This is a genomic window from Pseudomonas sp. GP01-A4 (genome assembly GCF_058780865.1).
The window spans coordinates 35,145-46,692 of the sequence record NZ_JBYSWF010000063.1 but is presented as its reverse complement, the minus strand read 5'-3'; the positions used below and the strand labels follow the sequence as shown (position 1 = coordinate 46,692).

Below are 11,548 nucleotides of genomic sequence, written 5' to 3'. Positions count from 1 at the left end.
AGGTCGTTAACGATGACGCGGGCATTCTGGATGAACGCGGCGCTCTCAGGTTTTTCGCGAGCAAGCCCGCTCCCACATAAAAGCAGATCTGTTTTCGCTCTGGTCTTTGCTTTTGCTTTTAACACTCAAGCCGGCCGGGAGGCCGCTGTGCTCTTGATTTTGATCTGACTGCCCCATTCATCCCAAGGCCGAACGCAGGCAGTGCGGAGCAGCCAACCTGCAACCACAGCCCCATCACCCGAGCCAAGGATTGGCCGCCAAATGCTCCCGCTCAAACGCCTCGATCTGCTCACTGCGCTGCAACGTCGTGCCAATAGCATCCAACCCCAACAACAACGCAGTCTTGCGCAACGTATCGATCTGGAACGCAATCACCTGCCCGTCCGCCAAAAGAATCTCCTGCGCCTCAAGGTCCACACTGATCTGCGCCTGCTCAGGCTGACTCACCATCTGCCCCAACCGCTGCAACACCGCCTCCTCCAGCGTGATCAACAACACCCCGTTACGCTGGCAGTTATCATAGAAAATCCCCGCAAAGCTGCTGCCGATCAACGCGCGGATGCCCATCTGCTTCAGGCCCCACACCGCATGCTCCCGGCTGGAACCACAGCCGAAGTTCGGCCCCACTACCATAAAGCTCGCGCCCTGCCAGGCCGGCTGGTTCAGCACAAACTGCGGGTCAGGCTCACCCGAGGGCAAAAAGCGCAAATCAAAGAACAACCCGCGGTCCAGCCCGTTGCGGTCGATGCCCTTGAGAAACTGCTTGGGCATGATCACGTCGGTGTCGATATTGGCCGCCAGCATCGGCGCCGCCTTGCCGGTGATCCGAGTGAAGGGTTGCAAGCTCATGTGCGGTCTCCAAAGTGGCGAATATCCGTCAGCCGGCCAGTGATGGCCGCAGCGGCGACCATGGCCGGGCTCATCAGGTGCGTGCGGGCACCCGCGCCCTGGCGGCCTTCGAAATTGCGGTTGGTGCTGGAAGCGCAGCGGTCGCCCGGCTCCAGCACGTCGTCGTTCATCGCCAGGCACATCGAGCAGCCCGACTGGCGCCATTCAAACCCGGCGTCGATAAAGACCGCGGCAAGGCCTTCGGCTTCGGCCTGGTCACGCACTTCGGTGGAGCCCGGCACGATCATCGCCCGCACATGGTCGGCCACGTGCTTGCCGCGCACCACGCTGGCGGCATCGCGCAGGTCTTCGATGCGGGCGTTGGTGCAGGAGCCGATAAACGCGTGGCTGATCACAATGTCGCTCAACGGCATGCCCGCTTCCAGGCCCATGTAGTTCAAGGCACGGCGCATGTCCTGGCGCAGGATCAGGTCGCTGATGTCTTGCGGGTCCGGCACGCGGGCACCGATGGGCGCGGCCTGGTCGGGGCTGGTGCCCCAGGTGACCATCGGCTCAAGGGCGCTGGCATCCAGCTGCACTTCGAGGTCGAACACCGCGTCGGCATCCGAGTGTAGTTGGCGCCAGCCCACCAGGGCGCGTTCCCACAACTCGCCCTTCGGCGCGCGTGGCTTGCCCTTGAGGTAGGCGAAGACTTTTTCATCCGGCGCCATGAACGCTCCACGTGCGCCGGCTTCCACCGCCATGTTGCAAATGGTCATGCGCGCCTCGACGCTCAAGGCATCGATGGTCGACCCACAAAACTCAATGGCGTAGCCGGTGGCTCCCGAAGCGCCGATCTTGCCGATCAGCGCCATGATCACGTCCTTGGAGGTCAGCCCACGGGCCAGTTCGCCGTCCACGGTCACACGCAGGCTTTTCAGACGCTTGTAGACCAGGGTTTGCGAGGCCAGCAAATGCTCGATTTCCGAAGTGCCAATGCCAAAGCCGAACGCGCCCAAGGCACCGTAGGTGGTGGTGTGGCTGTCGCCGGCGGCGATCACCATGCCCGGCAGGATAAAACCCTGTTCCGGGGCGATCACATGTTCGATGCCCTGGCGCTTGTCGAGGATATCCAACAGCTCGATCCCGAAATCCCGGCAGTTTTCCGCCAGGTACGACACCTGGCGCGCGCCGCCCGCATCCGGCATGGTCGCGATGCGCTTGGGCGTGGTGGGGTTCACATGGTCGACCACCGCCAACGCCGTACCGGGCCGCCACACACCACGGCCCGCCTCGCGCAAGCCGCTGAAAGCTTGCGGGCTGGTGTATTCATTGATCACCTGGCGGTCGATGTACAGCAGCACATGGCCCTGGTCATCCAGGCGGCACACCGTGTGGGAATCGATGTGTTTGTCGTAGAGGGTTCTGGCAGAAGTCATTATGGGGCTCGCTCAACGGTATGACCCCATCATAGGCAGCGCCCCCGCCCCATCAATCCCGCCTTGGTGATGGCTCGGAACATGTTTCGTGTTGCATGAATGCGTATCTGAAACATTTACTTTCATATCCGCCTTAGGGTTTTGTGTTTCTCATCCGTCTTAACTTAGATACAGCCGCTCGCGTCAGCAAAAGCTACGGGTGGCGTTTTCCGGGCCTTTACCGCCTCCCTCCGATCAAGACCCTCATTCACATGTCGAAGAAGTCACGCTCAAAACTCTGGTTTCTCGTGCACAGCTGGCTGGCATTGCCCATCTGGTTCTTTGTGCTGATCGTCTGCGTCACCGGCACCCTGGCGGTGGTCAGCCAGGAGATCGTCTGGCTGGCCAACCCGGACATCCGCGCCAGCAAGCCGTCGGACGATGCCGAACCGCTCACCTACGACCAGGTGATCGGCGCCATCAAGCGCGCCGAACCCCAGGTGATCGTCGAATCCCTGAGCCGCCCGGACGAATCGCACTTCGCCCTCAGCGCCGACCTCAGCTACCCCGACGGGCGCTCGCTGGAGGTCTACGTCAACCCATACACCGGGGTGATCCAGGGCATCAGCCCATCGTTCAACTTCCAGCAATTTACCCGTGCCCTGCATGGCTGGTGGCTGGTGCCTTTCACCAATGGCTACAGCTGGGGCTGGTACCTGGTCTCGCTGCTGGGCTTGCCGCTGCTGGCCTCGCTGGTCACCGGCCTCGTGGTCTACAAGCGTTTCTGGAAAGGTTTTTTCAGGCCGACCCTGCGCATTCGTCACGGTGCGCGGATTTTCTGGGGCGACTTCCACCGGCTGAGTGGCATCTGGTCGATCTGGTTTATCGCGGTGATTTCCATCACAGGCACCTGGTTCCTGATCCAGGCGATCCTGGGTGATAACCAGATCACCATTTCCAGCGAGCCGATCGTCCCGGCGATTGCCCGCGACAAAGTGCCGATGTCCGCCCCGGGCGTACCGGCGCCCATGATTCCCCTGGACGAGGCGATCAACATCGCCACCCAGCGCATTCCCGGGCTTGAGGCCAGCTTCGTGAGCCTGCCCAGCAACGCCTACAGCCACCTGCGCATCGGCGGGCGTGGCTGGTACCCGCTGATGTTCCAGACCGCGGAAATCAACCCGTACAACGGCGAAATCGCCGCCTCGCACCTGCTGTCCGACCGTTCGGCCCTGGAGTTCGTCACCGAATCCATGCGCCCGTTGCACACCGGGGACTTTGGCGGGATCTGGATCAAGCTGATCTGGGCCTTCTTCGGCCTGGTGCTGAGCATGATGGTCTTGAGCGGCTTGCTGATCTGGACCAAACGCACGGCGCTGGCCACCCTCAATGCGCTGAAACGCGAAGCCAAGGCAGCCCGTCAACCGGCGAAAACCCAGGCCTTGCAGGCTGAGACCACGGAGGCCAACCCATGAACAAGGCCATGACGGTTCAACCCCCCTCGCCCCTGCGGGCCTTCTGGCTCAAATGGCGCTTCCACATCAATATCCTGCTGTTGCTGGTGCCCCTGGGCTTCATGCCCAAGTACTTTGCCGACGCGGCACTGTTTCGCGGCGACAGCGGCCTGGGCGAACGGGAGATCGGCGAAGTACAGGTCGGCCCCTGGAGCCTGAAGCTCGCCGAGCTACGCAACGAGCCGCCGCGCCCGGACCCGGCAGGCCCGATGAAATCCTTCAACGCTGCCCTGTGTGCCACGTGCATCGACCAGGTCAAGGCGACCTACCTGCGTATCGGCAAGCCCCGCAGCCTGCGGGCGGCCGGGGTGATTTTCTTCGGCACCCCATACCGCATGGGCGCCGCGTTGCCGATCCCTGAGCGCACCCCGCTGGACGCCGAAGTGTGGATCACCATGGAAGGCTGGGACGGCGCCATGCACCAGGCCTCCATTCCCTTGAGCCAGGCATCGCCGGCCACCATCGACTGGCTGAAAAAACGAGGAGTTAAACCATGACTTTGCCGCAACTGGCCCGCACCGTTGGCGCGCTGATCCTCAGTGCCGGTTTCAGTACCGTCGCCCTCGCCCACAACCCGATGTGCGAATGCAAGGAAATCGCCGGCGAGCAGATCCAGTGCACCGGTGGTTTCTCCGATGGCAGCGGTGCCCCCGGCGTGACCCTGGATGTGATCGGCTACGACGAGACCATCCTGGTGCCCGGCAAGCTGGGAGAAGACTCGAAGCTGACCTTCAAGAAACCCTCCGCCGAGTTCTACGTGTTGTTTGATGCCGGCCCCGGCCACGTGGTGGAAATCGACCAAGCGGATATCCAGCCCCAATGAGCCGTACAACCCAAGTCGTGCGCCCGGCCGGTGCCGGGCACGAAACCCTGTATGTCCTGCTGTTGTGCCTGATCATCCTCGCCGTTGCCGGCACGGTGGTGGCCTTGCGCGGTGAAAGCCAGGAGATCGCCGCCGTGCCCAGCCACCAACTGGACGCCCGCCGCGACCTCAGCGCCGCCGAGCAAGGCATCTACGCCGACCTGCGGGTGACCCTGGATGAAATCCACTTGCTGCAGGAGGAACACAGCGCTCTGCCGACGCCTGAACAGCTGGCCGAAGAGGGCTTCGCGCCCTTCGCCCAGGACGCCAGTTCGGTGAGCCGTGGCGACCACCGCTGGCAGTTGCTGGACGCGGCCTATCTGGGCCTGAGCCAGACGCCGGACCTCAGCGGTTCGCTGTTGATGCGCATCCGCGGCGCCGAGCCGGATATCTGGCTCAACCGCAGCGCCCACCTCACCGCCCCCACCGACCTCACTGACCAGGCGCTGATCAGCGCGGGCTGGCAGCAGGTAGTCGCGCAATTCGATGCCGGTGTCACCCGCCAGCATCGTCACTGAATTCACGTTGCAGCCGAGAGAAGACCATGTCTATTTCATCTCCATTATTACGTCTGGTGCTGGTCGGCCTGATCACCGTGCTGCTGGCCCCGTTCGCCAGTGCCGACCCGGCAAAGCGCCTGCGCATCGGCATCACCCTGCACCCGTATTACAGCTACGTCGCCAATATCGTCGGCGACAAGGCTGAAGTTGTCCCGCTGATTCCGGCCGGTTTCAATCCCCATGCCTACGAACCCCGCGCCGAAGACATCAAACGCATCGGCACCCTTGATGTGATCGTGCTCAACGGCGTCGGCCATGACGATTTCGCCGACCGCATGATCGCCACCAGCGAGCGCCCGGACATCCCGGTGATCGAGGCCAACGCCAACGTGCCGCTGCTGGCCGCCACCGGCAACGCTGCGCGCGGTGCGGGCAAGGTGGTCAACCCGCACACCTTCCTGTCCATCAGCGCCTCGATTGCCCAGGTGAACAACATTGCCCGGGAACTGGGCAAGCTCGACCCGGACAACGCCAAGACCTACACCCAGAACGCCCGCGCCTACGGCAAGCGCCTGCGCCAGATGCGCGCCGACGCCCTGGCCAAGCTCACCAGCGCGCCCAACCCCGACCTGCGGGTGGCCACCGTGCACGCGGCATATGACTACCTGCTGCGGGAATTCGGCCTGGAAGTCACCGCCGTGGTGGAACCGGCCCACGGCATCGAGCCGAGCCCCAGCCAGTTGAAGAAAACCATCGACCAACTGCGGGAACTGGACGTGAAAGTGATCTTCTCGGAGATGGATTTCCCGTCCAGCTACGTCGACACCATCCAGCGTGAGTCCGGGGTGAAGCTGTACCCGCTGTCGCATATTTCCTATGGCGACTACAGCGCGGAAAAATACGAAGTGGAAATGACCGGCAACCTCAACACCGTGGTGCGGGCGATTCAGGAGTCCGGGGCATGACGGCGGCTGAACACCTGAGTGTGGCCAGCGTTGGCCCGACCCTCGACTTCGATAACGTCGCGCTGACCCTGGGCCGTACGGTGATCCTCGATGCAGTGAGTTTCCAGGTGCAGCCCGGCAGCATCCATGCGCTGGTGGGCCCCAACGGCGGCGGCAAAAGCTCGCTGATCAAGACCCTGCTGGGGCAAACGCCGCACCAGGGCCAGTTGAGCCTGCATTGGCCGGATGCACCCGGCACCATCGGCTACGTGCCCCAGGCGCTGGAGTTCGACCGGGGCTTGCCGATGACCGTCGACGATTTCATGGCCGCGATGTGCCAGCGGCGTCCGGCGTTTCTCGGGCTGTCCAAACATTACGCCGCCGCGATTGGCGACGCACTGGAACGGGTCGGCATGCAGGACAAGCGCAAGCGGCGCATGGGTGCGCTGTCTGGCGGTGAACGCCAGCGGGTGCTGTTGGCCCAGGGCTTGATCCCGGCACCGCAATTGCTGGTGCTGGACGAACCGATGTCGGCGCTGGACGAAGCCGGGATCCAGGTGTTCGAGCGGCTGCTGAACGACTGGCGCCAGGCCGGGATCACCGTGCTGTGGATCGAACACGACCTGGAAGCCGTCGGCCGCCTGGCCGATCGCGTCACCGGCCTGAACCGCCGTGTGCTGTTCGACGCCACGCCGAAAGAAGCACTGACCCCGGACCGCCTGCTGACCCTGTTCTCCACCCACCCACGGAGCCCGGCCTTATGAGCTATGAAGCCTTTCGCCTGATGGTCCAGGGCTGGGCGTCTTCCGGGTATCTGCCGGAAGCGCTGGCCTATGGATTTGTAGTCAACGCCCTGCTCGCCGGCCTGCTGATCGGCCCGGTGCTGGGCGGTTTGGGCACCCTGGTGGTGGTCAAGCGCTTTGCGTTCTTTTCCGAAGCCGTGGGCCATGCCGCACTGACCGGCGTGGCCGTGGGCATTCTGCTGGGGGAACCCTACACCGGGCCTTACGGCAGCCTGTTCGGCTACTGCCTGCTGTTCGGGATCCTGCTCAACTACCTGCGCAACCGCACCGGCCTGGCGCCGGACACGCTGATCGGCGTATTCCTCTCGGTGTCCCTGGCCCTGGGCGCGAGCCTGCTGCTGATTCTGGCGGGCAAGATCAACGTGCACATTCTCGAAAACGTGCTGTTCGGCTCGGTGCTGACCGTCAACGGCAATGACCTGTTGGTGCTGGCGATTGTCGGCGCGCTGGTGATGGCCCTGGCCCTGCCACTGTACAACCGCATCATGCTCGCCAGCTTCAACCCGCAGTTGGCGGCGGTGCGCGGGGTGGCGGTGAAGACCCTGGACTACCTGTTCGTGATCCTGGTGACCCTGATCACCGTGGCGGCGGTCAAGGTCATCGGCGCGATCCTGGTGGGTGCGTTGCTGGTGATTCCGGCGGCCGCCGCACGCCTGTTGAGCCAGTCGCTCAAGGGCTTCTTCTGGATCTCGGTGGTGATCGCCACCGTCAGCACCCTGTGCGGGATCCTGCTGCCGATCATCTTCGACCTGCCGATTCCGTCCGGTGCCGCGATCATCCTGGTAGCCGGTATCGCCTTCGCCCTCGCCGCCATCGCCCGCGGCACGGTCCCCAGCCTGAAAGGGAATCTTGGATAATGCGCCCGATGTTTCGACCACTGCTTCTGGCCCTGGCCATTGCCACACCGGCATTTGCCGCCGACGGCGTCAAGCCGCTACAGATCACCGCCAACCAAGGCGTTGGCCATGCTGCCTTGAACCAGGCCAAGGCGACAAAACCGGTGAAAGTCCTCGCCGCCTTGCCGATCACCTATGGCTTGGCGCAGGTGTTGCTCAAAGGCACTGATGTGCAGCTTGAGCGCGCGGCACCGGCCAACCTGCCCGGCTCGCGGCAAGTCGCCTATTTCACCGGGCGCGGCGCGCAGGCGCTGAACACCCTGGCGCTGGACGCCGATGCGGCCATCGGCCTGCGCTCGCTGTGGCCCGACGACCCGCTGTACCCGGTGGCCCGGCGCAGCAATATCCGCATCGTCGAAGTCGACGCCGCGCGCCCGGTGGACGGCGGCTTGCCGGGGATTGCCGTGCAGCCGGGCGCCACCGACGGCCTGAACAGCCAGCCGTGGCAAGCCAGCAACAACATGGGGCGCATGGCCGATGTGATGGCCGCCGACCTGAGCCGCCTGGCGCCCGAGGCCAAGCCGCAGATCGAAGCCAACCTGGCCGCGCTCAAGCAACGCCTGCTCAAGCTCACCGCCGACAGCGAAGCGCGACTGGCCAAGGCCGATAACCTGACGGTGGCCAGCTTGAGCGATCACTTTGGTTATCTCGTCAGTGGCTTGAACCTGGAGCTGGTCAGCACCGATGCAAGGGCGGATACCGAGTGGACACCCGAGGCGTTGCAGCAACTGAGCGAAGGCTTGAAGGAGAATGAGGTGGCCGTGGTGCTGCATCACCGCAAGCCAAGCGATGCAGTGCAGGCGGCGGTCACGGCGGGCGGGGCGAAGTTGCTGGTGCTGGGCACCGATGGCGCCGACCCGGTGGCGGAACTGGAAGGCAATGTGGATCAGGTGATCAAGGCGCTGTAACGCGCCTCTCACCGGCGAAACACAGTAAATGTGGGAGCGGGCTTGCTCGCGAATGCGGTGTGACAGTCAACACATACGGTGACTGAAACAACGCCTTCGCGAGCAAGCCCGCTCCCACATTTGAGTCGGTGTTATGCCCGAGGTCCGGGTCAGCCGGCAAGTGCCTGGCTATCCATCTTCTGGCGCAGGCTCAGCGGGCGCATGTCGGTCCACACTTCTTCGATGTAGGCCAGGCACTCTTTCTTCATCCCGCTCTTGCCCACGGTGCGCCAGCCTTCCGGCACGGCCTTGTAGTCGGGCCAGATGGAATATTGTTCTTCATGGTTGACCACTACCTGAAACAGGATGTCTTCGCGGTCGAATACTGAGGTCATTGCTGTTCTCCGTCGGTGTAAGGCTGGCTGCGCACCACGCACAGCTGATGTAAGAAGGAACGTGCCAGCCCGATAAAAAATTAGAGGCTGGTGACTGACGCCGCCAGGGCGCGACCAAAAATCTCGGCCACACGGTCGATTTCTGCGGCAGTAATCACCAGCGGCGGCAGGAAGCGCACGACGCTGCCGTGTCGCCCGCCCAGTTCGAGAATCAACCCGCGCTTGAGGCATTCACGCTGCACCAGCGGCGCCAGTTGGCGATGCACCGGCGGGTGGCCCTGGGCATCAGGCGCACCGGCGGGGTCCACCAGTTCCACACCGAGCATCAGCCCACGGCCACGAATGTCTCCCAACTGCGGGAAGTCGCGCTGCAGGATGCGCAGGTGTTCGCCGAGGCGCTCGCCCATGGCGGCCGCGTGGGCGGGAATGTCGTGGTCCTTGAGGTAACGCATCACCGCCGAGCCGGCCGCCATGGCCATCTGATTGCCACGGAAGGTCCCGGCATGGGCGCCCGGCAACCAGGTGTCGAGCCAGTCGCGATACACCACCACCGCCAGTGGCAGGCTGCCGCCGATGGCTTTGGACAGCACGACCACGTCCGGGACAATGCCGGCATGTTCGAAGGCAAACATCTTGCCGGTGCGACCAAAGCCGCTCTGGATTTCGTCAACGATCAGCGCCACACCAGCCTGCTCGGTAATGCGCCGCAGGCCGCGCAGCCAGTCGAGATCAGCCGGGATCACACCGCCCTCGCCTTGCACCACCTCGACGATCACCGCCGCCGGCAGCAATACACCGGCCTCGGGATCGTTGAGCAGGTTTTCCAGATAATGCAGGTTGACCTTGACCCCTTCCGCGCCGCCCAGCCCGAACGGGCAACGGTAGTCGTACGGGAATGGCAGGAATTGCACGCCATTGCCGAGCAAGGCGCCCAGTGGCTTCTTCGGCCCCAGGCTGCCCATCAGGCTCAGGGCGCCTTGGCTCATGCCGTGATAACCGCCCTGGAATGACAACACCGTGCTCCGCCCGGTGGCGGTGCGCACCAGTTTCAGCGCGGCCTCCACCGCATCGGTGCCGGTGGGGCCGCAGAACTGGATCTTGGCTTCCTGCGCCAGCGCCGGCGGCAGCAGGCCGAACAGGTCCTGCACGAATTGGTCCTTGACCGGCGTGGTCAGGTCCAGGGTGTGCAACGGCAATTCATCGCTCAGCACCTGGCGAATGGCATCGATCACCACCGGGTGGTTGTGCCCCAGCGCCAGGGTGCCGGCCCCGGCCAGGCAATCGATAAAGCTGCGGCCTTCGACGTCCTCGACATAGATCCCGCGGGCGCGCTTGAGCGCCAGGGGAATGCGCCGTGGGTAGCTGCGGGCATTGGATTCCTGCTGGCGCTGGCGGGCCAGCAGCGGGGTTTCATCGAACTGGTAAAGCGTTTCCGCAGGGACCGCCTGGGTCTCTTCGATACGGCTGGTAGCGACTGACATCTCTCGATCCCTCAATACGCTGATGATGGTGACCAAACTGCCCACCCGTTGGCGCCAGGCCCAAGGGCCGCGCACGGATTTCCTGTTCTGGAAACGCATCAGCGAAGGGAGGATTTACACCTGTGGTCGTTAAAAACAGCTTTAGCGGATTTACCCGGCCACCCCGGTGTATTTTTCATTCAACGCATACAGGATCGCGCAGGTCTGCGCATCCAGCCGCCCGCTGTAGTCAGAGGGCCGAAAATGCATCTGGAACGCACGGACACGTTGCTGGAAACCCAGGCGATTTTTCGCCGGGGCATAACCGTAGCGCTGGAACGCCCGCTCCACCTCAACCTCTGGCGGCAGGCCGATGTCGAACCGACGTTGATAGGCCATCTTGGCCACCTCTTCATACCAGGCTCCCACGCCCGCCTCGAACAGGTAGCGCCATGGCAAGCGGGGGCCGGGGTCGCTCTTGCGCCAATAGGCAATGTCGGAATGCCCGAGGATGTCGGTAGGACCGATCGCCGGGTAACGCACCTGAATGTCACGAATCAAAGCGATCAACACGTCAATCTGCTCTGCGCCATAGGCCGGGAAGGTCAACACACCGGCGTCATCCCGGGCCTGGTTGACGATTTCAATGCCGATGGAGCGGCTGTTGAGGTTATCGCGCCCGGCCCAGTGGCTGGTGCCGGCGTGCCAGGCGCGTTGCGCTTCGTCCACCAGGCGAAATACCCGCAACTCGTCATAGCCGGCGGCGCGGTAGCTGGCGTCATGGGGGTCGGCCAACAGGTAGTGGGCACTGAAACCGTCGCGGGTCAGTGCACGCAATGACGAGGCAAAGGGCGCGGCGGTGTAATGCACAATCACCTGGCGCACGGCCTGGCCATTGCGCTCATTGAAGTCGTTTGCGGGATACGTGGAATCGATAACCAACATAGGGGCTGTCCTTTTCAACACAGGCCGAGTCATTCAGCCGGTTCAAACACAAAAAAATGACCGCCATCCTGAAGCGTTGCGCTTGAGGATGGCGGT

The 11,548-nt window shown here is 63.5% G+C and carries 13 protein-coding genes; 8 read left to right on the top strand and 5 right to left on the bottom strand.

Features of this window, described 5'->3' with window-relative positions; genetic code table 11:
* Nucleotides 1-234: 234 nt before the first annotated feature.
* Together leuD and leuC are read right to left on the bottom strand one after the other, a co-directional pair.
* Nucleotides 235-849 carry a 3-isopropylmalate dehydratase small subunit gene (gene leuD, locus AC3WKX_RS27275; protein ID WP_102605705.1) on the bottom strand — a complete coding sequence of 205 codons (615 nt, stop codon included), beginning with the start codon at nt 847-849 and terminating at the stop codon, nt 235-237.
* Nucleotides 846-2,267 (bottom strand): 3-isopropylmalate dehydratase large subunit, encoded by a 1,422-nt coding sequence (leuC, locus tag AC3WKX_RS27270; RefSeq protein ID WP_102605704.1) that lies wholly within the window; start codon nt 2,265-2,267, stop codon nt 846-848. The genes leuD and leuC overlap by 4 nt, the downstream gene beginning before the upstream one ends.
* Nucleotides 2,268-2,518: 251 nt before the next feature.
* Here leuC and AC3WKX_RS27265 point away from each other — a divergent pair, with 251 nt between their 5' ends.
* The 8 genes from AC3WKX_RS27265 to AC3WKX_RS27230 are packed head-to-tail and all read left to right on the top strand — an operon-like array spanning nt 2,519 to nt 8,673.
* Nucleotides 2,519-3,721 (top strand): PepSY-associated TM helix domain-containing protein, encoded by a 1,203-nt coding sequence (locus AC3WKX_RS27265; RefSeq protein WP_087695105.1) that lies wholly within the window; start codon nt 2,519-2,521, stop codon nt 3,719-3,721.
* The gene (locus AC3WKX_RS27260; protein WP_008431660.1) at nt 3,718-4,257 is read left to right on the top strand and encodes a PA2404 family protein; all 540 of its coding nucleotides are present in this window, start codon (nt 3,718-3,720) and stop codon (nt 4,255-4,257) included. Before AC3WKX_RS27265 ends, AC3WKX_RS27260 begins: the two co-directional genes overlap by 4 nt.
* Nucleotides 4,254-4,583, top strand: a complete 330-nt coding sequence (locus AC3WKX_RS27255) for a hypothetical protein (protein WP_003208992.1) — start codon at nt 4,254-4,256, stop codon at nt 4,581-4,583. The genes AC3WKX_RS27260 and AC3WKX_RS27255 overlap by 4 nt, the downstream gene beginning before the upstream one ends.
* Nucleotides 4,580-5,140, top strand: coding sequence for a DUF6162 family protein (locus AC3WKX_RS27250; protein ID WP_102605703.1), 561 nt, complete (start codon nt 4,580-4,582; stop codon nt 5,138-5,140). The genes AC3WKX_RS27255 and AC3WKX_RS27250 overlap by 4 nt, the downstream gene beginning before the upstream one ends.
* A gap of 26 nt (nt 5,141-5,166) precedes the next feature.
* The gene (locus AC3WKX_RS27245; RefSeq protein ID WP_023659272.1) at nt 5,167-6,087 is read left to right on the top strand and encodes a metal ABC transporter substrate-binding protein; all 921 of its coding nucleotides are present in this window, start codon (nt 5,167-5,169) and stop codon (nt 6,085-6,087) included.
* On the top strand, nt 6,084-6,830 hold the full coding sequence (locus AC3WKX_RS27240) for a metal ABC transporter ATP-binding protein (protein WP_102369603.1): 747 nt from the start codon (nt 6,084-6,086) through the stop codon (nt 6,828-6,830). The genes AC3WKX_RS27245 and AC3WKX_RS27240 overlap by 4 nt, the downstream gene beginning before the upstream one ends.
* The gene (locus AC3WKX_RS27235; protein ID WP_003208998.1) at nt 6,827-7,726 is read left to right on the top strand and encodes a metal ABC transporter permease; all 900 of its coding nucleotides are present in this window, start codon (nt 6,827-6,829) and stop codon (nt 7,724-7,726) included. Before AC3WKX_RS27240 ends, AC3WKX_RS27235 begins: the two co-directional genes overlap by 4 nt.
* Nucleotides 7,726-8,673 (top strand): metal ABC transporter solute-binding protein, Zn/Mn family, encoded by a 948-nt coding sequence (locus AC3WKX_RS27230; protein ID WP_003208999.1) that lies wholly within the window; start codon nt 7,726-7,728, stop codon nt 8,671-8,673. The genes AC3WKX_RS27235 and AC3WKX_RS27230 overlap by 1 nt, the downstream gene beginning before the upstream one ends.
* A gap of 149 nt (nt 8,674-8,822) precedes the next feature.
* On the opposite strand, the gene AC3WKX_RS27225 is transcribed toward AC3WKX_RS27230, so the two are convergent.
* The 3 genes from AC3WKX_RS27225 to AC3WKX_RS27215 all read right to left on the bottom strand — a co-directional run bounded on the left by AC3WKX_RS27225 (nt 8,823) and on the right by AC3WKX_RS27215 (nt 11,452).
* The gene (locus AC3WKX_RS27225; RefSeq protein WP_003209001.1) at nt 8,823-9,047 is read right to left on the bottom strand and encodes an MbtH family protein; all 225 of its coding nucleotides are present in this window, start codon (nt 9,045-9,047) and stop codon (nt 8,823-8,825) included.
* A gap of 80 nt (nt 9,048-9,127) precedes the next feature.
* Nucleotides 9,128-10,528 (bottom strand): aspartate aminotransferase family protein, encoded by a 1,401-nt coding sequence (locus AC3WKX_RS27220; protein WP_087695097.1) that lies wholly within the window; start codon nt 10,526-10,528, stop codon nt 9,128-9,130.
* Nucleotides 10,529-10,678: 150 nt separating this feature from the next.
* On the bottom strand, nt 10,679-11,452 hold the full coding sequence (locus AC3WKX_RS27215; RefSeq protein WP_102605702.1) for an N-acetylmuramoyl-L-alanine amidase: 774 nt from the start codon (nt 11,450-11,452) through the stop codon (nt 10,679-10,681).
* Nucleotides 11,453-11,548 lie beyond the last annotated feature (96 nt).

Coding starts and splice junctions, on each gene's coding strand:
- leuD (WP_102605705.1), bottom strand. CDS start 849: ATGAGCTTGCAACCCTTCACTCGGATCACCGGCAAGGCGGCGCCGATG.
- leuC (WP_102605704.1), bottom strand. CDS start 2,267: ATGACTTCTGCCAGAACCCTCTACGACAAACACATCGATTCCCACACG.
- AC3WKX_RS27265 (WP_087695105.1), top strand. CDS start 2,519: ATGTCGAAGAAGTCACGCTCAAAACTCTGGTTTCTCGTGCACAGCTGG.
- AC3WKX_RS27260 (WP_008431660.1), top strand. CDS start 3,718: ATGAACAAGGCCATGACGGTTCAACCCCCCTCGCCCCTGCGGGCCTTC.
- AC3WKX_RS27255 (WP_003208992.1), top strand. CDS start 4,254: ATGACTTTGCCGCAACTGGCCCGCACCGTTGGCGCGCTGATCCTCAGT.
- AC3WKX_RS27250 (WP_102605703.1), top strand. CDS start 4,580: ATGAGCCGTACAACCCAAGTCGTGCGCCCGGCCGGTGCCGGGCACGAA.
- AC3WKX_RS27245 (WP_023659272.1), top strand. CDS start 5,167: ATGTCTATTTCATCTCCATTATTACGTCTGGTGCTGGTCGGCCTGATC.
- AC3WKX_RS27240 (WP_102369603.1), top strand. CDS start 6,084: ATGACGGCGGCTGAACACCTGAGTGTGGCCAGCGTTGGCCCGACCCTC.
- AC3WKX_RS27235 (WP_003208998.1), top strand. CDS start 6,827: ATGAGCTATGAAGCCTTTCGCCTGATGGTCCAGGGCTGGGCGTCTTCC.
- AC3WKX_RS27230 (WP_003208999.1), top strand. CDS start 7,726: ATGCGCCCGATGTTTCGACCACTGCTTCTGGCCCTGGCCATTGCCACA.
- AC3WKX_RS27225 (WP_003209001.1), bottom strand. CDS start 9,047: ATGACCTCAGTATTCGACCGCGAAGACATCCTGTTTCAGGTAGTGGTC.
- AC3WKX_RS27220 (WP_087695097.1), bottom strand. CDS start 10,528: ATGTCAGTCGCTACCAGCCGTATCGAAGAGACCCAGGCGGTCCCTGCG.
- AC3WKX_RS27215 (WP_102605702.1), bottom strand. CDS start 11,452: ATGTTGGTTATCGATTCCACGTATCCCGCAAACGACTTCAATGAGCGC.